We start from the raw sequence: 20,547 nt of genomic DNA on the forward strand, positions 1-20,547 counted from the left end.
TCATGAACATCGTCTATTTCCTGCAAAACATCCTGAACGGCCTTTCCATCGGCTCGGTCTACGCCATCTTCGCCCTTGGCTACACGCTGGTCTTTTCCATTCTGGGGATCATCAACTTCGCCCACGGTGCGGTCTTCACCCTTGGTGCATACTGCACCTACGCCCTGGCCGTCGGTGATTTCGGCCTGAACGGACTTCTGGCCGGCATGAGCCTGCCATTCAGCCTGCCTTTTCCCCTGGCGCTTCTGGGCGGCTCCATCATGGCCGGTTGCGTGGGCGTTCTGGTCGAGCGGCTGGCTTTCCGGCCGCTGCGGGCCAAAGGGGCCGATCCGCTCCTGGCGCTGGTCAGCAGCCTTGGCGTTGCGCTCATTCTGGTCAATTGCCTGCAATTTCTTGTCGGCGCGGAAATCTATTCCTTTCCGTCCGACATTTTCGGATCATTGCCCATGGCCATGATCTTCAAGATGGACGGCAAGATCCTGGCCGTGCGCACCGTGCAGCTCATCATCCTGGGCGTCAGCCTGGCCATGCTGCTGGTGCTGGCCTGGTTCATGAACCGGACCCGCATGGGCAAGGCCCTGCAGGCCACGGCCGAGAATCCCGAAACCGCCAGCCTGCTCGGCATCAACGTCGACCGCTACATCCTGTCCACATTTTTCATCTCCGGCGCCCTGGGCGGCCTGGCGGGCACGCTCATCGGGGCGAGCTTCGGCCTGGCCGGACCGTATTTCGGCGTCAGCTACGGCCTCAAGGGCCTGGCGGTCATCGTGCTGGGCGGTCTCGGCAGCATTCCCGGGGCGGTTCTCGGCGGACTTGTCATTGGTCTGGGCGAGGCGTTTCTGCCCCCGGACTATTCGTCCATGAAAGAGGCCGTGGCCTTTGTCATGCTTTTCGTCATTCTTCTGGCCCGCCCCCAGGGGCTTCTGGGCCAGCAAACCATCCAGAAGGTTTAGGATGGGCATGTTTCTCGACAACTACGGTTTTTTGATGGTGGCCATCATCCAGCAGGCGCTCCTGGGGATGAGCCTGTGGTATCCGCTCATGGCCGGACAGCTCTCCCTGGCCAGCATCGGCTTCTATTCCCTGGGCGGCTACATCGCGGCCATCATGGGTACGAGCCCGCTCTTTGCAGCCTGGCGTGAAACCCTGGGCGCGGCCCTCTATCCGGTGGAGTGGCTCATCGCCATGCTGGCCAGCTGCCTGCTCGGGCTGCTGGTCGGCATCCCGGCGCTGCGCTTGCGCGGCATCTATCTGGCCCTGGCGACCATCGCCTTCGTGCAGGTGCTCAATGTCGTGGTGCTGGTCCTGGACGTGACCGGCGGAGCGGTGGGCCTTTTCGGCATCCCGCAGCCCTTCGAGAAGCGCATCGGCTACCTGTGGTTCTTCGGTCCGCTCCTGATCGTCATGCTCATCTTTTCGTGGCGGCTGACCCGCACCGTGGCCGGGCGGTCCTTCATGGCCATCCGCGAGGACGAACTGGCCGCACAGGCCATGGGCATCTCCACCACCTTCGAGAAGGTCCGCGCCTTTGTCATCGGTTGCGGACTGGCCGGTGTCGTCGGAGCCATGAGCGCGCCGTTCCTCAATACCTGGAACGCCCGCCAGAGCAGCTTCGACGCCTCCGTGGCCTGTCTGGCCTATGTGCTCATCGGCGGCGCGCGGTCCATCTGGGGGCCGCTCCTGGGCGCCATCCTGCTTGTCGCGCTGCCCGAGGTGCTGCGTCCGCTCAAGGACGCCCGCCTGATCATGAACGGCATCGTCCTGGTCGTGGCCTGCATCTACCTGCCTCAGGGCATCGCCGGGCTGCTGGCTTCCCTGCGCCGCAAAGCTTCGGGGGTGGCCTGATGAACTCCATTTTGAGCCTGGAAGGCGTATCGCGCTCATTCGGCGGACTCATGGCCGTCGGCGATGTCGGCTTCTCAGTACAGCCCGGTGAAATCTTCGGCCTGATCGGTCCCAACGGCGCGGGCAAGACCACGCTCTTCAACCTGATTTCCGGACTCACGCCTGTTTCGGCAGGCCGAATCAGTTTTCTGGGCAAGGACATCCTCGGTATCGCGCCGCACAAGGTCGCCGGCATGGGCATGGCCAGAACCTTCCAGAACATCCGTCTGTTCAGCGGCATGAGCGTGCTCGACAATGTGCGCGCGCCCATGCAGACCTTTGCCCGGACCGGTCTTCTGTCGGACCTGCTCGGCCTTCCGGCCAGCCGCGCCCAGGAAAGGCGCATCCGGGACAAGGCCCTGGAGCTGCTCGGGCTTGTCGGGCTTGAATCCAAGGCCCGGGATTTGGCGTCATCCCTGCCCTACGGCGAGCGCAGGCGTCTTGAGATCGCCCGCGCCCTGGCCCTGCGCCCCAAACTGCTGCTGCTGGACGAACCGGCCGCGGGCCTGAATCTGGCCGAAAAGGCTGAATTGAGCGCCTTCATCCGCGATCTGCGCACCCGCTTCGATCTGACCGTGCTCATCATCGAGCACCACGTGCCGCTGGTCATGGGCCTTTGCGACCGCCTGGCCGTGCTCAACTTCGGCCGCCTCATCTGCCAGGGCAAGCCGGATGAAGTGCGCAACGATCAATGCGTCATCGACGCCTACCTCGGAGACAGCCATGCCGTTGCTTGAACTTGATCAGGTCTGCGTGAACTACGGCGCGGTCAAGGCCGTGCGAGACGTCAGCCTCTACGTCGAGCATGGCGAGGTGGTCACTCTCATCGGCGCCAACGGAGCGGGCAAGAGCACCATCCTGCGCGCCGTCTCCGGCCTGGCCCGCATCGCGTCCGGCGCGCTGCGTTTTTCGGGAACCGACATCGCCAAAACCCGGCCGGACGCCATTGTCCGCGCCGGACTGGCGCATTGCCCCGAAGGACGCCAGGTCCTGGCCAGGCAGAGCATCGAGGACAACCTCCTGCTTGGCGCCTACATCCGCAAGGACAAGGACGGCATCGCCCGTGATCTGGAAAAGTCCTACACCATGTTTCCGCGTCTTCGGGAGCGTCGTCGCCAGCCTGCCGGAACCCTTTCCGGCGGCGAACAGCAGATGCTGGCCATCGCCCGCGCCCTCATGAGCTCGCCGCGCATGCTCCTGCTCGATGAACCGTCCCTGGGACTCGCGCCGCTGGTGGTGGAGGAGATTTTCGCCATTCTCGACTCCCTGAGCGCCCAGGGCATGACCATCCTTCTTGTGGAACAGAACGCGCGGCTGGCCCTGGCGCATTCCCATCGCGGCTACGTGCTCGAATCCGGACAGATCGCAGCCACCGGTGAAGCCAGGGCGCTGCTTGACGACGACCGTGTTCTGGCTGCGTATCTGGGGGCCTGACGCGGGGGGAGAAGAGAGAAGAGGCGGGGCGCTGCCCCGGACCCCGCAAGGGGCTCGCCCCTTGACCCGTGCAGGGGGGCTTGCGCAGCAGCTTTTGCGCTGCTTTTGCTCCGTTTTTCCCGGTAGTGGCTATTTTTGTTTGTTACTGAAGCTCCAACGATCTGTATTTAATGAATGGCGCAGCAGCGCTTTTGAGGTGTTTGAATGACCAAACCAAAAAGGGTGACCCTGTTCATCCAGTGCATAGTGGATTCCTGTTTCCCCGCCGTGGGCGAAGCCATGGTCAAGGTGCTTGAGCGCCAGGGGCTTGCCCTTGACTACCCCGCGAACCAGACGTGTTGCGGCCAGCCCGCCTTCAACGCCGGATATCGTGACGAGGCGGCGCGGCTGGCGAGCCATTATCTGGACGTGTTCGAGGACGCCGAAGCCATCGTCTGTCCGTCGGGGTCGTGTGTGCACATGGTCCGCCACCACTACATGGAGCTTTTCGCCAAGGACCCGCGCCAGCTGGACCGGGCCAGGCGGGTGGCGGCCAAGACCTTCGAGTTCACCGAATTTCTGGTCGAGGTGCTGGGCGTGACCGATGTCGGCGCAACCTGGAACGGACAGGTCACCTACCACGACTCCTGCCATCTCCTGCGCGGGCTTGGCGTCAAGGATCAGCCTCGGGCACTGCTTTCCGGGGTGCGCGGTCTGACTCTTGTGGAGATGACCCGCTCCGATGAATGCTGCGGGTTCGGGGGCACCTTTTCGGCCAAATATCCGGAAATTTCCGAGGCCCTGCTCGAAACCAAGCTGGCCAACATCCAGGCCACCGGCACGGGCGCCGTGGTCGGCTGCGACATGGGCTGCCTCATGCACATGCAGGGCATGATCCGGCGGCGCGAGCTGCCCATCAGCGTGCATCACATCGCCGAAATCCTGGCCGGGGAGGAGTAGAATGCTGAACCAGGACCCACTGAAATACAGGGAATTGGCCGCCAAGGCCGTCGAGGACAAGCAGCTGCACAGGGCTCTCGCCAAGATGCGCGACAAGGTCGGACGCAACGCGGTGAACCTCTACAACCAGCTTTCGCCCGGGCATGACCCGCGTCAGGACGCCAAGGCCGTGCGCCGTAAGATCGTGGACAATCTTGATGTCGTGCTCGAAACCCTGAGCGCGAACATCCGCGCCCGGGGCGGACATGTCCATCTGGCCGAGACCGGAGAGGACGCCGTGGAATACTGCCTGGGTGTTGCCAGGAGGTTTGAGGTCTCCCGCGTGGTCAAGGGCAAGTCCATGCTCAGCGAGGAAATCCACCTCAACGATGCGCTCGAAGCCGCCGGCATCGAAACCGTGGAGACGGATCTTGGCGAGTACATCGTGCAGCTCAAGGGCGAGGCGCCGTCGCACATCATCGCTCCGGCCATCCACTACACCCGCGAACAGGTCGGCGAACTGTTCGCCGAAAAACTGGACCAGCCCTACACCGACGATCCGCCGACCCTGACCGCCATGGCGCGCAAGGCCCTGCGCGAAAAGATGCTCACCGCCGACATGGGCATCTCCGGCGGCAACACCGCCTGCGCCGAGACCGGACACGTGACCATCGTTTCCAACGAAGGCAACATCCGCATGGCCACGACCATGCCCCGGGTTCATGTGGTGCTGCTGGGCATCGAGAAGATCGCGGCCACCCTTGAGGATCACGACATCCTGCTGCGCATGCTGACTCGCGCGGCGGCGGGGCAGAAGATCTCAACCTACGTCAGCTATGTGGGCGGGCCGCGCCTGCCCGATGAACCGGACGGCCCGGAGGAATTTCATCTGGTCCTGGTGGATAACGGCCGCAGCCGCATTCTGGCCGATCCGGATTTTCGCGAGGTGCTGCACTGCGTGCGTTGCGGCGGATGCCTCAATGTCTGCCCGGTTTACATGGCCATTGGCGGCCACAGTTACGGCTCGCCGTATTGCGGCCCCATCGGCGCGGTCTTCACGCCGCTGACACGGGGCATCAACACCTGCCATCACCTCTGCCAGGGAGAAACCCTGTGCGGTGCATGCAAGCAGGTCTGCCCGGTGGATAACGACCTGCCGCGCATGCTCTCGCTGCTGCGCTCCAAGCTGGCCGACGGCGACAGGCGTTGGGACGTGCGCCGTCAGAGCCTGCCGACAAAGCTGGTTTTCGGAGCCTGGTCGGTGATCATGAGGCACCGGCGCATGTACGACGCGCTGAGTGTAATGGCCAGATTCGGCCAGAGACTGCTGCCCCGCAAGAACGGCTGGATCAGACGCCTGCCCGGGCCGCTGGGCGGCTGGACCAGGGGCCGTGATTTTCCGCCGCTGGCGCAGGAGAGTTTCGCCGATCGTTGGGCGCGTCGTGACAAGACAGGGAGGGGGGCATGAGTCGTATCATCGAACGGGTCAGGCAGGCGCTTAATGTGCAGGCCAATGACGGCCGGGACAGGCTGGTCTTCGCCAAGAGCGAGGAATTCATCAATTGCGCGCACGCCACTGTCACGGACGAAGAGCGGGGCGGGTGGATGGAAAGCATCCGCCGAGAGGCCCAGGCGCTCAATCTGCAGGTGCACGAGTGTCCGGACCTGGACGCCTGCGGCGAGGCCATCGCGGCCCTGGCCCGGGAGCGCGATCCTGAATGGGGCACCTTGAAGCGGATCGTGCGCTGGAGCGACCCGCTCCTCGACGAGCTGGGCCTTGAAGGGCGCCTGGGTGAGGACATCCCCGTCACGACCGTGCCCATGGCTGACTCCTTTGGCGAATCCGAGCGCGCGGAGTTTCGGCGCGAGGTCATCGCTTCGTATATCGGCATCACCACCGCCGACTATCTGCTGGCCGACACGGCCTCGCTGGTGCTCCTGGGCGGACGGGGCCGAGCACGCTCGGTGTCCCTGGTGCCGTCCATTCATGTCGCGGTGGTGCCGGGGAGCCGCATGCTCGGCTCCTACCGGCAGATGCTCTCCCGTCTGAACGGCCAGACCTTGCCGTCCAACGTGAACATCATCACCGGCCCGAGCAAGACCGCCGACATAGAGGCCACCCTGGTGCACGGGGCGCACGGCCCGCGCGAGATGCATCTTTTCGTGGTCGCGTCCTGACGTCGGCGCGTGCCGCGGGTGTTTTTACGCGAGAGCGCCAAGCTGACTTCGTGTCGGCTTGGCGCTTTTTTTACGGGGAACGCGGGGGCAAGATTCTTCGCTTTTTTGCAGTGCCTTCCGTTAACGTAAGTCCACGGAAAGCATATCAACCTGCCGCGGCAAATCCGTTCAAGAATTCGATGATCTCATGCTCCGTTTCGCTTCTGAGCATGCTTTTATAGATGAAACAGTGCGTTATTATCGTGCGCATGTTCTCGGAAAATCCATAGCTCAGGATCGAAACTTCTCTCCTGTTGATCATGCCTTCTATTTTATTGAATATCACTACGGAATTATTTACGTTTATGAATTCGGATTCAATCAGCTTCGCATCTTTCATTTTATAGTGTTCGACAAGTTTCTTGTAAATTTCAGTCATTTGTATGTTTTCGTCATATAAAAATATATGCGCGTTGGTAAATCTTCTGGCAGAAAAATCAATTTTTGAAACTGATTCATTTTTTACGGACCACAATCTGTTGTCATAATAGAATGATGCTCCTGATTTTCCAATGAAGATTTTATCCGCTGCGTTCACTGATTTTTCTCTCGTTTCCAGATGCCCATATTCGGACGCAATCTCTTTTTTCTTGTGCACGCCTTTGTTTGTCGGCGCACAGGATGCCAGGGCGACGACCAAAAGCATGGCGATCAGGTATTTTTGCATGAAAATCTCCATTTTTACACAACCTGTACCGGAGATGCCTGTACCCCAGGCTGTCGTGCCCCGTACGGGCGCAGGCTGTCGTGATTTGATGAGTCCGTGATTTTCGGGCGGTGCGCCATTTTGTCATGGCTCCTGACGGGCAGGTGCATGGCTGATTTGGCATGTTGCAAATAACCTCGAAATACATGACAGTCCATAAGACAGTCCGAAGATTTGAAAAACCGGGAAGCGATGGCGGACGACGGTCGTCCTGTCGCAATCCGTTGGGACACCAACACGGCGGCGACCGCGCTGCAAGCCTGGCCCGTAAAGGAGAATGCGATGACGTTGGATGAGAACGCCGGACGGCAGCCCCGTGGATTGCTGGTCCTTCGAACCCTGGCCATGCCCAAGGACACCAACCCCAGCGGCGACATTTTCGGCGGCTGGATCCTGGCCCAGATGGACGTGGCCGGAGGGCTCATGGCCTCGGAAATTTCCATGGGACGGACCGTCACGGTCAGCGTCGAGAAGATGAGCTTCGACAAGCCCGTGCGCATGGGCGACACGATCTGCGTGCATGCGGAGCTTCTGCGAGTGGGCAATTCATCCATGGACATCAAGCTTGAGGTCTGGGCGAGGCAGCTCGTCGGGGCATACGAGGCCCAGCGTCAGCTGGTGACCGAAGGGGTGTTCCGCTATGTGGCCGTGGATGAAAAGCGGCGACCGCGCAGGGTTCCCGACAATCCGAGTTTTTTCACCAGATGACGCTGCGCCGGCCCGGCAGGACTGCTGTCCGACCGGGCCCTTGACCGAGCTTCAGTCTTTGTTGACGCTTTGTTTTATCACTTCCATCAGCTCCCTGATGCTGAAGGGTTTGGCCACGTATCCGTCCATGCCCTTGTCCAGCAGCTTTTCCTTGTCTCCATCCATGGCATAGGCGGTCATGGCGATGATGGGCACCGGTTTTTTGCCTGTTGCCCTCTCCGAGGCGCGGATGCGTCTGGTGGCCTCGATTCCGTCCATGCCCGGCATCTGAATGTCCATCAGGATGAGGTCGAAATCCTGCTCCAGGATGCGGTCCAGCACCTCATGCCCGTCATGGGCGATGAAGACCTCGTGACCATTTTTGGTCAGCAGGTTGCGGACGGCGAAAAGGTTCACCTCGTCATCTTCGGCCACAAGAATTTTTCTCTCCCGCAGCGCGACTCTCGTTTTGTCCGGAGCCTCCCGTGCCGGCAATTCCAGCGCCTTGTCCAGGGTGACGCAGAAATATATGCTCGTGCCTACATCAACCTCGCTTGAAATGGCCATGTTGCCGCCCATGAGTCCAACCAGACGTTTGCAGATGGACAGGCCGAGGCCCGCGCCCTGGTATTGCCTGGTGTAGCCTTGGGTCACCTGGCTGAAGGGTTCGAAGAGCTGGGCCAGCGCTTCATCGGGAATGCCGCACCCTGTGTCCGAAATCTCGAAGAATATGCGCAGCTGATTTTCGTTGCGGGCAGGCAGGGGATAGGCCTCCACGCTGACGAATCCATGCTGCGTGAACTTGAATGCGTTGCCGATCAGGTTCGTAAGCACCTGTTGCAGACGAATGGGATCGCCGATGACGTTTTGCGGCAGCGCGTGGTCGAAATGGTGTCTGAGCTCGATGCCGGACTGCAGGGCGATGGGCGCGAAGAGATCGACGGATTGATTCAATTTTTCACGCAGGTCGAAGACTTCGGGCCGAATGGGCATCTTGCCCGCTTCGACCCTGGAGAGGTCGAGAATGTCGGAAAGCAGGCTGGTCAGGCGGGAAGTCGATTGCACGGCCATGGCGCTGTATTCGTGCTGCTCTTGACTCAGGCTGGTTGTCTGCAGGAGTTGCAGCATGCCCATGATGCCGTTCAGCGGGGTGCGTATTTCGTGACTCATGTTTGCCAGAAATTCGCTCTTGGCCTTGTTTGCCGCTTCGGCGGCCTCCTTGGCGTTCAGCGCGGCGTATTCAGCGTTCTTTCGCGCGGTCACATCCACATGCGTACCCACCATGCGTACGGCGCTCCCTTGTTCGTTTCGTTCGACCACCCGGCCGCGCGCCATGATCCACAACCAATGCCCGGATTTGGATTTCATGCGGAATTCGATCTCGAAAACCTGTCCGCTGGTGACATGTTGGCTTACCTGATCTTCGACCTCCTGGACGTCATCGGGATGAATGAGGCTGCGCCATGAACTGTAGCTCGCCTCGAACTCTCCGGGTTCATAGCCGAGCATGGCGTAATAGTGTGGACTGAAATATGTGCTGCCCGATACGCAGTCCCAATCCCAGATTCCGTCGTTCGTGACTTCAAGGGCCAGGGCGAGCCGTTCCTCGCTCTGGCGCATGGCTTCCTCGGCCATCTTGTGGGCAGTGATGTCTTCGCGCATGAGGATGCCGCCGGAGAAGACCCCGTCCTTGAACAGGGGGATGGCCTTGACGCTTTGCCAGGCAGATCCGCCGGCGGCGAGGCGGGGGATGAAAAGGCTCGGCAGGTTGAGCGGCCGACCGCCAAGCACATTTTCAAGGTCGGGGCCGATCCCGGCGGAGACCAGGCCGGGCAGTTCATGCAGGGCCCGGCCCAGAAAAAAATCTTTATCCAGAAGATTCCTGGCGAAACCTTCGACATGAAACTGGTTGACGTAATTGATTTTTCCTTCCCGATCGAAAGTCATGATCGAGAGCGGCAGGTTGTCCACCAGGGACTGGTACAGATTTCTGCTTTCGACCAGCACCTCCTGGGCGTGTTTTCGTTCGGTCAGATCGACGCCGAGGCTGGTCACGTCCGTGGGCATCCCTGCCGAATCGAAGGTCAGCGCGTTGGCCCAGGCAATGGCATGGCGCGCACCAAACTTGTCGAGTATTTCATTTTCGTGCGTGGAGTAGGCCAGGTTCTGCCCGCCGGCCATGACCGAAACGAAAAATTCGCGGGTCGGCTTGCGGATTTCCTCGGGAATGAACATTTCAAACCAGTCCCGACCCAGGACCTCGTTGTTTTCCCAGCCGGTAAGTTTGAGAAAATATTCATTGGCAAAGATGATATGTCCATCGGGGTCGAGGGATATGCCGATTTGCGGCGTGTGGAGCAGAATGTTGCGCCATTTTTTTTCCGAACGCGCCAGTGCTTCGCGTTCCTGGGCAAGTTGCCTGAAAAGGGTACGATAGGGGCGTTTCAAGGCGAAACGGACCAGAGCCAGATAGATCAGGAAAAAGGACACTATTTTTAGAAAATGGCCCACTACATTGGAGAGGCCGTACACGCTTACGTACAGGGTGAAAGCCAGTTCGCCCATGATGCTGAGGGCCATGGAAATGATCAGCAGATGAAAGATTCCGGGTTCGAGCCTGTCACGCTTTTGCCAAAGATTGAGCATGGCTACCGCCAGCACGGCGCAGATGGCATATTCCGCGACGATCTTGAACGTCGTCAGTCCCTGCCCTTCGACGTGGCAGACCGGAAAAATCTCCCAGGCGAAGATGCTCAGGAACAAGGTCGCTGTGACGCCGGAGAAACCTACGAGCACCCCCCAAAGAGAAAAGCCGCGCCCCAGTATCAGGCTGTAGGCAAAGAGACTGGCTGCTTCCAGCCCACGGGCTGCTATCCAGAGCTGTGTGGCCGGGTTTGTGTCATCCGCGGCCTCGATGATGTTCATTCCACTGTAGGTCAGGGTGTGGGTCAGGTCGATCAGGGCGATGAAGAAATAGGCAATGCCCAGGAACAGGAGGGCTTCGTTGCGCAGGAAGGCGCGCGTGTTCCAGACCAGCAGAAAAACGCTCCAGCCCACGGCCACGGCAAAGAGTTCGGCCATGGTGTGGAAAAGAAGAAAATTATGGCGACTGATGAAAAAAAGGACGGCCAGCAGAAAGATCCACAGGGTGACGTGGCGCAGGGTGCGCGAAATGTCATTGGGGGCGGGTTGGTCGTCTGAAAGCATTCGAGCTCCGTTTTTCGTAATGTCCACGTATGCGGTAGTATCAGTTCGACGGGATATGTGGATAGTCGCATGTTTGGATCAGTATCAACTAATTTCAGGACAGACCACCCCGAAGAATTCTTGCCTTGTCATTCGCGAGGAAGTGCTTGCGGGCGCGACATGACACGAGGCGGCGGATCTGCTAGAGTGCATTACAACTTTGCCGGGAGAACGCATATCATGAATTCCGCCGTACAATTCGAGGACATTTGCCGGGCCATGTCCGAACCTGCTTTTTATCCGCACTCCGTATCCGGTGTCGAACGCCGGGAGACCCACATCTCCGTCGTGTTTCTGGCCGGAGAGTGGGTGTATAAGCTCAAAAAACACAAAGACTTGGGATTTCTTGATTTTCGTGATCCCGCCAGGCGCCTGCATTTTTGCCTGCAGGAGGTAAAGCTCAACCAGCGCTTGAGCTTTGGCGTGTATCAGGAGGTACTGGGCATTCACCACGGCGAGAGAGGGCTGTGTCTTGGTCCCTTGGAAGGAGCGCTGGAATATGTCGTGAAGATGGCGCGATTGCCGGACGAGGCAAGCCTTGAGGCCATGTTGCGTGCTGGGAAGGCAACGCAGGAGAACATTTCAAGCCTGGGCGAAACCCTGGCCGGTTTTCACAAAAGCGCTGAGCGTGGGCAAGGCATCGACACATACGGGGATCTCGAACATATCCGATTCAACATGGAGGAGAATTTCACGCAGCTCCTTCCTTTCGCGCAGGCCCTTCTCGACTCCCGGAAATGGGATTTTTCCCGGCAGGTCTGCCGCTCGTTCGCGGACAATCATGTCGATCTGTTCATGCACAGGGTGCGGGAAGGCAGGATCACCGACGGGCACGGAGACCTGCGGGCCGAGCATGTCTATTTTCACCACGGGGTGCAGGTCATCGACTGCATCGAGTTCAATGAACGTTTCAGATACGGCGACTGCGCCCTTGATCTGGCTTTCCTGATCATGGATCTGGACCGTTTGGGGTATGCGGACACTGCCCGGCGACTGCTGCAAGCCTACGCAACGGCGGCCCGCGACCCGGATATTTATGCGCTGGTGGATTTCTATGCGGCGTACCGCGCCTTTGTGCGGCTCAAGGTAGCCTGTTTTTCCCTTGAGCATGTAAAGTCAAGGGAGCCCCTGCAGGAGGAGATCCAGCGGTATCTGCGGCAGGCCTATGGATACGCCTTGGCCTTTGGGCGGCCGGTGCTGTGGGTTTTCTTTGGTCTGCCGGCTTCGGGAAAATCGACGCTGGCGCGCCGGGTGGCCCAGGCGCTGTTTATGCCGTTGCTCGGTTCCGACAAGGTCAGGAAGCAGGCGGGGGATTTTTCCGTGGTCAAGGTGGATGATTACAATGCGGGAGCGTACCGGCCCGTGCTGCGCAGTCGCGTTTACGCACGGCTTTTCAATCTGGCCCAGGATGAACTGAAAAAAGGGCGATCGGTGATCCTGGACGCCACGTTTTCCAAGGCGCAGTGGCGTGAGTCGGCCATCCGTCTGGCGCAGGACCACAAGGCGGGCCATGTCTTCGTGCATTGCGTCTGCGAGCCCCGGACCATAAGGGCCCGGCTGGCGCAGCGCGGGCATGAGGCCGGGGAGTCTGATGCGCGGCTTGTCCATTTCGAGGACATGATCAAGAATTTCGAACCATTCAGCCACGAGGTCCCGGACGTTTATCTGCGGGTCGATACCGAGCGGACCCCGGAGGAGTCTTTTTACGAGATCCTGGCGAAAGGGCATGCCCTGAAGCATGCCCAGGTCCAGTGTCTGCTCGGCGAATTGAACGGGGAGACGGATTCACGGGAGTGACATCACGGCATGAGGCGGCCGCTCGGGACTCCTGGTCAATTGCGCATGCGGCGCTCCCATTCGAAATCGCGGCTGGTGACCACGTCTTCCATGCGCCGCAGCCGCCGGTCCAGATTCTCGAACTTGCGCTTGATCCGCTCCAAGGCCCCGGCGCGGGAGTTGGTGTAGGAGTTGTAGAACTCCTGGTCGGCGGGGCTGCCGAAGGGCACGACCGGTTCCATCTTCATGACCATGGCCGCGATGAGGTACAAGAGCCCCACCGGCCAGATGCCCGTGACCAGAAAGAGGAGGATGACGATGGCGCGCAAGGCTCCGACGGAGAAATCGAAGTATCGGGCCAGTCCCTTGCAAACGCCCAGAAATACACCGTCGCGGGCGCGGTAGATTCCACGCTGCTCTTCCACGGGCCTCCTCCAGCGCGAACCGCGGCTTCCGCCGCCATGCATGCGGCCATTGCCGCGTCCGAAAGCTCTCACGATCTTTTCTCCTTGCCGTCCTTTTCCAGAAGAATCGTTTCCAGTGCCTCGATGCGCTCTTCCATGCGGGACATGCCGTTATAGATCTCCTGAATCATCTGCGCTTCCCGGGCCACGTTCACATCGCCGGACTTGGTGAACATCTTGATGAACCCGAAGATGACCGCGCCGACCAGCAGGATTCCGGCGCTCATGAGCACGAAGATAAAACCGAAAAAATGTTCCATGCAATCTTCTCCTTGCGTGTTTACAAGCGCATAGCCGAGGCTTTGGCGGCCGCCAAACAAATTTTCAGCCTGTGCTATTTGTCAGAGGAGGAGCGCATGGAGGCGAGTTGTGCTTCCACTTCGTCTCCGCCTTCGAGCAGAGCGAACTCCTGTTCCAGGTTCCGGTTCTGTCGCGGCGCGCCCAGTTCGGCCTCGGCTTCCATGCGTTCGATGCGCTGCTCGAACTGGTCAAAGCGCATCATGACGTCGGCCGACTGAACCCGCGAGACATTGGAGCGGACCTTGATGCGCTGGTCGGCCCGCACATGGCGCTTGGCCAGGCTGCGCTGGCGTTCCTTGGCGGACTCCAGCTTGACGTCGAGCTGCTCGATGTCTTCGCGCGCCTGCTCGATCATGACCGCAAAGCGATCCCGCTCCCGTTCCAGTCCTTCGCTCAGTCGCTGCGCGGCCAGTTTTTCCAGCAGCGCCTCTCGGGCCAGGTCCTCGCGTCCCTTGTCCAGCGCAAGCTTGGCCCTGTCTTCCCACAGTTCCAGACGGGCCAGGGCCTGGGACTGCTCCCTGGCGATGCGCTTCTGATCGGCCATGAGCCCGGCACAGGCGGCCTTGAGCTCCACCGAGGTCTCCTCCATCTCCTGAATCATCAGGCGGATCATCTTTTCCGGTTCCTCGGCCTTGTCCAGCATGGAATTGATGTTGGAGCTGATGATGTCCTTGAATCTGGTAAATACGCCCATGAGTTCCTCCACGAGTGACGATGTTCTTGATCGCCTTGACTTGAGCAGAGATCGTGCCAGCGCTTTGTTGTTTCGTATCATGCCGAAATGTAATGATTTTTGAAAAACGTTATTTGCCTGTGTGGTCTGTCGTTGCATCCTTTGGTCTATTTCGCTATTTATTGGCAATGGAAACCACATATCCGCCATCTTCCCCGACATCGTCCATGGAAGCCATCGGCCAGTCCGACGCATTTCTGCTTTTTCAGGAGCACCTCTCGCGTGTGGCGCGCATCGACAGGCCGGTGCTGATCATCGGCGAGCGCGGCACCGGCAAGGAATTGGCCGCCGCGCGCCTGCATTATCTTTCACGGCGCTGGCAGGGCCCGCTGGTCACGGTCAACTGCGCGGCCCTGGCCGGTTCGCTCCTGGATACGGAGCTTTTCGGGCACGAGGTCGGGGCCTTCACCGGAGCTACCGTCCGTCGCAAGGGACGGTTCGAGAATGCGGATACGGGCACCCTTGTCCTGGACGAGATCGCGAACCTGTCGCCGGAGGCGCAGGAAAAGATTTTGCGCGTGGTCGAGTACGGATCGTTCGACCGTGTGGGCGGGAGTCGGCCGGTTACGGTCAACGTGCGCATCGTGGGCGCGACGAACGTGGACCTGCCACGGCGGGCCAGGGCCGGGGCGTTCAAGGAGGATTTGCTGGATCGCCTGAGCTTCGAGGTGCTGACCGTGCCTCCGCTGCGCATGCGCGAGGGGGATGTGCAGCTGTTGACCCGGCACTTTGCCGCGCGCATGGCCATCGGCATGGGACTGGCCGAGGCGCCGGGATTCTCCGCAAGGGCCATGTCCATGCTGCTGGCCCACGACTGGCCGGGCAATGTGCGCGAACTCAAGAATGTGGTCGAACGCGCGGTGTACCGGACTGGATCGGGAACGGTCCGGGAGGTGGTCTTCGATCCGTTTGCATCCCCTTACCGTCCAGTGGAACAGGTGGTAGCGGCTGCCGAGGTTCCGCGGCCACCAGATGTCCGTCCGCGTTCCGTGCAGCCTGACCTTGCAGTCCCGCTGGCCACGGCCGTGCGCGATCTGGAAGAGGCGTACCTGACGGCGGCCCTGGAGCAGGGCCGCCACAACCAGAAAAAGGCGGCGGCCCTGCTTGGGCTCACCTACCATCAGTTTCGCGGCCTTTATCGCAGGCTGCGCGCCGATCTGGACGACTGACGTCTGACGCGTGTCCGCCGGTTGAAATGCAAGAGGCCGGGCCCGTCCCATGATGGACGAGCCCGGCCTTTGGCTTTTTTTTAAGTGGAGCTTACGCCGCCTTGGGCGCCGGAGGCTTTTGCAGGCTGATGCGGCCGATCTGTCCGGCGCGCAGTTCGTTCAGCAGGATGCCCGCCGCCTTGGTCACGTCCACCTCGCCGCCCTTGATCAGGCACCCGCGCTTCCTGCCGAGCGCTTCCAGCAGATCGATCCCGTTCTGGGGCAGATCGGTGATCTTGTAGCGTTCCTTGAGCAGTCCTGGATATTCGCGCAGGAGATAGTCGCCGACGCGGGCCGCGACCTCGGCGTTGTCCATGGCCGTTTCTCGCACCGCGCCGCTGCCGGCCAGCATGTAGGAGGCCGTGACGCTTTCGATCTTGGGCCAGAGCACGCCGGGGGTGTCGTACAGGGTCAGCTCGTCGTTGACATGGACCCGCTTCTGCTTGGTGGTGATGGCGGCCTGGTTGGCGGCCCGGGCGACCTTGCGGCCGACCAGGGTGTTCATGAGCGTGGATTTGCCCACGTTGGGGATGCCGACGATGAGGCAGTTGACGGGCTGCATGAGAAAATTGCGCTCCTTGACCATGCCCGGCAGAGTCCCGAGAATGCGCTTGGCGTCCTTGGGGCTGGTGGCGCTGATTTCCATGGGCACGGTGCCGCACTCGCGGAAGAAGTCCATCCAGGAAGCGGTCACGGCCGGGTCGGCCAGATCGCTCTTGTTCAGGACCTTCAGGCACGGCCTTGGCCCGCGCAGTTCGCGCAGGAGGGGATTTTCGCTGTATCCGGGCAGGCGCGCATCGAGCACTTCGATGACCACATCGACCTTGGCCATGACCAGGGCAATCTGTTTTCTGGCCCGGTGCATGTGGCCGGGAAACCATTGAATCGACATCTAGTTATCCTTGTTTGCAGGCAAAAGGCCTTCCTGGAGCAGGAGGGCCCTTGGGTCGGGTTCGCGACCGCGAAAGAGACGAAAGATGTCCATGGGGTGGCGGCTGCCGCCCAGAGCCAGGATCGTGTTCCTGAAGCGTCGGCCCAGATCTCCGCTACGGACCGGATCAGGACCGGCGTCCGCGAATACGCCGAAAGCGTCGGCGCTCAGGACCTCGGCCCACTTGTAGCTGTAATATCCGGCCGCGTAACCGCCGGCAAAGATGTGCGAGAAGGAGCACAGGAAACGGTCTTCCGGCAGCGGCGGCAGGGGCAGGATCTCACGGGCGATGCGCTGGGCGGTCTCCGTGGGATCGAGCTGGTCCGGATCGGCCGTGTGCAGGGCGAGGTCCGTCAGGGCAAAGGAGACCTGGCGCAGGGCATTGGAACCGGCGCGGAAGGTGCGGGTCTCAAGGAGCTTGTCCAGAAGCTCGGCGGCCATGGGCTCGCCTGTCCGGTAGTGGCGGGCCAGCTTGGTCAGGGTGGGGAGGTGATAGCACCAGTTTTCCATGAACTGGCTCGGCAGTTCCACGGCGTCCCACTCGATATTGGAGATTCCGGCCACGAAGCCATGCTCCACCGTGGTCAGCATGTGCTGGAGGGCGTGGCCGAACTCGTGGAAGAGCGTGGTCACTTCCTGAAAGCTCATCAGCGATGGCGCGTCGTCCAAGGCCGGACGCTGGTTGCAGTTCACGTAGGCGACGGGCAGGCGCACGGCATGACCGCGAGGCGCGCAGACGGTGCTGCGCCCATGAAGTTCGTCCATCCACGCGCCGCCGCGTTTTTCCTCGGGGCGGGCGTAAGGGTCCAGATAAAAGCCCGCGATCTCCCGGCCGTCGCTGTCCTTGACCCGGTAATAGGTCACGTCCGCATGCCAGGTCGGCACTTCGTCACCGCTTTCGATCCTGACCCCGAAGAGGCTCTCGATCAGCTCGAAGAGCCCCTGCAGGATGGCCGGCAGCGGGAAATAGGGCCGGATCAGCTCGTCGCGCAGGCCGAAGCGCCGCTCCTTGAGCCTTTCGGCCCAGTACATGACGTCCCATGGCTGAATATCCTCGGATTGCCCGTTTGAGCGGGCCAGATCGCCAAGATCGATGAGGTCGTTCAGGGCCGGGTCCGTGGCCGCATCCTGGATCGTGCGCAGCAGGGTTTCGATGCTGGCCACGCCCGGAGCCATCTTGCGCTCAAGGCTCACTTCCGCGAAATTTTCAAAGCCGAGCAGCGCAGCCAGCTCGGCGCGCAGCTTCAATATGCGCCGGATATGGGGCAGGTTGTCGGTGTCCCCGCTGGCCGCGCGGGTGATGTACGCCCGGTAGACCTCCTCGCGCAGATCGCGTCTGGCGGCGTGCTGCATGAAGGACAGGAACGAAGGCAGATCAAGGGTGATGCACCAGGGGCCGTTTTCCGCCGTGGCCTCGGCCTGTCCGCGTGCCCGGGCCATGTTCGCGGCCAGGCGCAGGGAGTCTTCGGGGAGCCCGGCAACCTCTTCCTTTTGCGTCAGGGTCAGGGAATAGGCCTGGGTGGCGTCAAGGACGTTGTTGGTGAAGCGGGTCGACAGTTCGGCCAGCTCCTGGCTTATGGCATTGAAGCGCTCGCGGTCATCGGGGGCGAGCCCCACGCCCTGCAGGATCGCGTCGCGGACCAGGAGGCTGATGGTGCGCTGCAGGGCCTGGCTGAATGTCGGGAAATCCGGGCTCTCGCGCAGGGCGAGAAGCGCGTCATGGATGGGACGGCTCTGACCCAGGCGGTTGTGGAATTCCACGACCAGGGGCTGAGTCTGCGCATAGGCCTCGCGCATCTCGGGGGAGTTCCTGACGTTGTGCAGGTGTGTGGCCACGCCCCATGCGCGCGCGACCCTGTCGGTCAGACGCTCCAGGGGGGTGAGCAGCCCGTGCCAGGTTCGGGGCGCGCTTTGTTCAAGGGTTTCAAGTTCGGCGCTACTTCTGGCTATGACTTCCTGCATGGCCGGCACGACATGATCGGCGGTGATGGAGGGGAAATTGGGGAAAAGCTCCCAGTTGAGCAGGGGATTTGGCTCGTGCATGGCAGTCCTTGGCATGGATCGTTACTAATGATGGCTTTGGGTGATGGCCTTGGGTGTATAAAAAACGGGAGGAGCGGACAAGGAGGGAAGCCTCCCCGGGGTTCGCTACGGTCTTGAGATGAGAAAGCACGGTTGCATGGGCCGGTGCCGTGCGCGAAAAACATCGCGGCGAGACGCAAGCACAGCCCGAAATTCAAGGCGCGGAAAGGCCTTGTGAGACGGGCGTTACGCGAAGGCCGCGATGCTGCTCCGGCGGACTAGTTCTGGGCGTTGAGCTCGGTCTGCACCTGCTGGATCAGCTCCTTGGCCTTCATCAGCTTTTCCTGCTGTTCCGGCGACTGCAGCTGCGTGGACATGTAGGATGTCTTTTGCGTCATCTCCTGCAGGATCGAGCTCATGAGCGCCGCTCGCGTCTTGGAGGGCAATGTCTCAAGCTCCGCGACCTTGGATTCCATGGTTCCGACCTTGGTGTCCAGGCTGGATACGGTGGTCTTGATCACGGCGAGGTCCTGGACCTGCATGGTCAGCTGCTTGATGTTCTGATTGAGGTTGAAATAGAAGCCAAGCAGCAGGATCACCGCCGCAAGAGAGGCGAAAAGCGCGATCTTGCTCATGTCGCGGCGCGGGGGCTGAGCCGAGGGGATGGCCTCGGGGGCGGCGCTATCGGTTTCGGGAGCCGGGGCGGCTTGGGGGATCTCGACCTTTGCAGGCGATTCAAGAGCCGCTTCGACCTCGTCGTGGCCGAGGGATTTTTCCCGGGTCAGGCTCTGGGCCAGGTTCGCATAATCCATAAAGGAAATTGCTTCCGGTTTCTTTTCCTTGACGACTTCGGTCAGCTCGACCTTCTTGGTCTTGCGGGCCGAATCGGTGTCCTTCTTGGTCTTGCGTTCCAGTTGCACGACTTTCTTGGCGGCGCCCATCGTATCCTCCCTCGCTCGAATAAAAAAAACAGTAAACAAAAATCGGTCCGAAGACCAGTCCGTACTTAGGCGCCCAGCGTCTTGATCCCAACGGAGGCGCGGATGCGATCCAGGAAGGGGCGGCTGTAGGCGCGGGCCTTTTCAGCGCCTTCCTTCAGCACCTTTTCGATATATTCGGGGTTTTGCATCAACTCCGCATACTTATCGCGCGGCTCGGCGAGCTGGGCGTTGACGACCTCGAACAGGTCCTGCTTGACGTAGCCCCAGCCGATGCCCGCCGCGAAACGGGCGCGCATGTCGGCCACCTGCTCGGGCGTTGCGAAGGCGCGGAACATTTCGAAAAGCGCGCATCCTTCGGTCTCCTTGGGCTCCTCGGGAGCCTGGGAGTTGGTGGTGATCTTCATGATCAGCTTGCGCAGATTCTTTTCCGGGGCAAAGAGCGGAATGTAATTGTTGTAGCTCTTGCTCATCTTGCGCCCGTCAAGGCCGGTCAGCACGGCCGTGGACTCGTCCACGCGGGCCTCGGGCAGGACGAAGTGCTCGCCGAAATGATGGTTGAAGCGCTGCGCGATGTCGCGGGTCATCTCCAGGTGCTGGGTCTGGTCCTTGCCCACGGGCACGATGTTGGCGTTGAACATGAGGATGTCCGCGGCCATGAGGATGGGGTAGGAGTAGAGCCCCATGGTGATGCCCTTGTCCGGATCCTGGCTGCCGTTTTCCTCGTTCTCCTGCACCGCGGCCTTGTAGGCGTGGGCCCGGTTCATGAGGCCCTTGGCCGTCATGCAGGTCAGTATCCAGGTCAGCTCGGGAATTTCGGGGATATCGGACTGGCAGTAGAAGACGCTCTTGTTCGTATCAAGGCCAAGGGCCAGCCAGGTGGCGGCCACTTCCAGGCGGGACTGATGAATCCGGGCCGGATCGTGGCATTTGATCAGCGAATGAAAATCGGCCAGAAAATAGTAGGAGTTGACGTTTTCATCACGGCTGGCCTCGATGGCCGGGCGGATGGCGCCGACGTAATTGCCAAGGTGCGGCGTGCCGGAAGTGGTGATTCCGGTCAGGACGGTCATTTTCTTCATG

The 20,547-nt window shown here is 60.8% G+C and carries 19 protein-coding genes; 10 read left to right on the plus strand and 9 right to left on the minus strand.

Features of this window, described 5'->3' with window-relative positions; all coding sequences use genetic code 11:
• The first annotated feature begins 2 nt into the window (after positions 1 to 2).
• The 7 genes from H4684_RS16940 to H4684_RS16970 all read left to right on the plus strand — a co-directional run bounded on the left by H4684_RS16940 (position 3) and on the right by H4684_RS16970 (position 6,414).
• Positions 3 to 953, plus strand: coding sequence for a branched-chain amino acid ABC transporter permease (locus H4684_RS16940; protein WP_192624653.1), 951 nt, complete (start codon positions 3 to 5; stop codon positions 951 to 953).
• A 1-nt stretch (position 954) separates the two neighbouring features.
• The gene (locus tag H4684_RS16945; RefSeq protein WP_192624654.1) at positions 955 to 1,845 is read left to right on the plus strand and encodes a branched-chain amino acid ABC transporter permease; all 891 of its coding nucleotides are present in this window, start codon (positions 955 to 957) and stop codon (positions 1,843 to 1,845) included.
• Positions 1,845 to 2,621: an ABC transporter ATP-binding protein gene (locus tag H4684_RS16950; protein ID WP_192624655.1), complete on the plus strand. Its 777-nt coding sequence runs from the start codon at positions 1,845 to 1,847 to the stop codon at positions 2,619 to 2,621. Before H4684_RS16945 ends, H4684_RS16950 begins: the two co-directional genes overlap by 1 nt.
• Positions 2,608 to 3,318 carry an ABC transporter ATP-binding protein gene (locus H4684_RS16955; RefSeq protein WP_092194049.1) on the plus strand — a complete coding sequence of 237 codons (711 nt, stop codon included), beginning with the start codon at positions 2,608 to 2,610 and terminating at the stop codon, positions 3,316 to 3,318. The genes H4684_RS16950 and H4684_RS16955 overlap by 14 nt, the downstream gene beginning before the upstream one ends.
• Positions 3,319 to 3,522: 204 nt before the next feature.
• Positions 3,523 to 4,257, plus strand: coding sequence for a (Fe-S)-binding protein (locus H4684_RS16960; protein WP_192624656.1), 735 nt, complete (start codon positions 3,523 to 3,525; stop codon positions 4,255 to 4,257).
• Between the two features lies 1 nt (position 4,258).
• Positions 4,259 to 5,704 (plus strand): LutB/LldF family L-lactate oxidation iron-sulfur protein, encoded by a 1,446-nt coding sequence (locus H4684_RS16965; protein WP_192624657.1) that lies wholly within the window; start codon positions 4,259 to 4,261, stop codon positions 5,702 to 5,704.
• Positions 5,701 to 6,414, plus strand: a complete 714-nt coding sequence (locus H4684_RS16970) for a LutC/YkgG family protein (protein WP_192624658.1) — start codon at positions 5,701 to 5,703, stop codon at positions 6,412 to 6,414. Before H4684_RS16965 ends, H4684_RS16970 begins: the two co-directional genes overlap by 4 nt.
• 145 nt (positions 6,415 to 6,559) lie before the next feature.
• On the opposite strand, the gene H4684_RS16975 is transcribed toward H4684_RS16970, so the two are convergent.
• Positions 6,560 to 7,120: a hypothetical protein gene (locus H4684_RS16975; RefSeq protein ID WP_192624659.1), complete on the minus strand. Its 561-nt coding sequence runs from the start codon at positions 7,118 to 7,120 to the stop codon at positions 6,560 to 6,562.
• A 321-nt stretch (positions 7,121 to 7,441) separates the two neighbouring features.
• On the opposite strand from H4684_RS16975, the gene H4684_RS16980 reads away from it, so the two are divergent.
• Positions 7,442 to 7,867, plus strand: a complete 426-nt coding sequence (locus H4684_RS16980; RefSeq protein ID WP_192624660.1) for an acyl-CoA thioesterase — start codon at positions 7,442 to 7,444, stop codon at positions 7,865 to 7,867.
• A 51-nt stretch (positions 7,868 to 7,918) separates the two neighbouring features.
• Here the strand turns inward: H4684_RS16980 and H4684_RS16985 are convergent, their stop codons facing one another.
• Positions 7,919 to 11,053, minus strand: coding sequence for an MASE3 domain-containing protein (locus H4684_RS16985; protein ID WP_192624661.1), 3,135 nt, complete (start codon positions 11,051 to 11,053; stop codon positions 7,919 to 7,921).
• A 219-nt stretch (positions 11,054 to 11,272) separates the two neighbouring features.
• Between H4684_RS16985 and H4684_RS16990 the strand changes: the two genes are divergently transcribed.
• Positions 11,273 to 12,889 (plus strand): bifunctional aminoglycoside phosphotransferase/ATP-binding protein, encoded by a 1,617-nt coding sequence (locus H4684_RS16990; RefSeq protein ID WP_192624662.1) that lies wholly within the window; start codon positions 11,273 to 11,275, stop codon positions 12,887 to 12,889.
• Positions 12,890 to 12,924: 35 nt separating this feature from the next.
• Here H4684_RS16990 and H4684_RS16995 read toward each other — a convergent pair whose 3' ends face one another.
• The 3 genes from H4684_RS16995 to pspA all read right to left on the minus strand — a co-directional run bounded on the left by H4684_RS16995 (position 12,925) and on the right by pspA (position 14,326).
• Positions 12,925 to 13,365, minus strand: coding sequence for a PspC domain-containing protein (locus tag H4684_RS16995; protein ID WP_192624663.1), 441 nt, complete (start codon positions 13,363 to 13,365; stop codon positions 12,925 to 12,927).
• Entirely contained in the window at positions 13,362 to 13,592 is a 231-nt protein-coding gene (locus H4684_RS17000) for an envelope stress response membrane protein PspB (RefSeq protein ID WP_092194033.1), read from the minus strand. Before H4684_RS17000 ends, H4684_RS16995 begins: the two co-directional genes overlap by 4 nt.
• Before the next feature lie 74 nt (positions 13,593 to 13,666).
• Complete coding sequence (pspA, locus tag H4684_RS17005; RefSeq protein ID WP_092194032.1) at positions 13,667 to 14,326, minus strand: phage shock protein PspA; 660 nt, start codon at positions 14,324 to 14,326, stop codon at positions 13,667 to 13,669.
• A gap of 206 nt (positions 14,327 to 14,532) precedes the next feature.
• Here pspA and pspF point away from each other — a divergent pair, with 206 nt between their 5' ends.
• Positions 14,533 to 15,534 (plus strand): phage shock protein operon transcriptional activator, encoded by a 1,002-nt coding sequence (gene pspF, locus H4684_RS17010; protein WP_225940508.1) that lies wholly within the window; start codon positions 14,533 to 14,535, stop codon positions 15,532 to 15,534.
• 91 nt (positions 15,535 to 15,625) lie between these two features.
• On the opposite strand, the gene ylqF is transcribed toward pspF, so the two are convergent.
• The 4 genes from ylqF to H4684_RS17030 form a co-directional block, all read right to left on the minus strand.
• Positions 15,626 to 16,465 carry a ribosome biogenesis GTPase YlqF gene (ylqF, locus tag H4684_RS17015; protein WP_092194030.1) on the minus strand — a complete coding sequence of 280 codons (840 nt, stop codon included), beginning with the start codon at positions 16,463 to 16,465 and terminating at the stop codon, positions 15,626 to 15,628.
• Positions 16,466 to 18,547 (minus strand): M3 family metallopeptidase, encoded by a 2,082-nt coding sequence (locus H4684_RS17020; protein WP_192624665.1) that lies wholly within the window; start codon positions 18,545 to 18,547, stop codon positions 16,466 to 16,468.
• Positions 18,548 to 18,804: 257 nt separating this feature from the next.
• On the minus strand, positions 18,805 to 19,467 hold the full coding sequence (locus H4684_RS17025) for a hypothetical protein (protein WP_192624666.1): 663 nt from the start codon (positions 19,465 to 19,467) through the stop codon (positions 18,805 to 18,807).
• Between the two features lie 65 nt (positions 19,468 to 19,532).
• Positions 19,533 to 20,546 (minus strand): tryptophan--tRNA ligase, encoded by a 1,014-nt coding sequence (locus H4684_RS17030; protein WP_192624667.1) that lies wholly within the window; start codon positions 20,544 to 20,546, stop codon positions 19,533 to 19,535.
• Position 20,547 lies beyond the last annotated feature (1 nt).

This window comes from Desulfomicrobium macestii (assembly GCF_014873765.1).
Taxonomy (GTDB): Bacteria; Desulfobacterota; Desulfovibrionia; order Desulfovibrionales; family Desulfomicrobiaceae; genus Desulfomicrobium; species Desulfomicrobium macestii.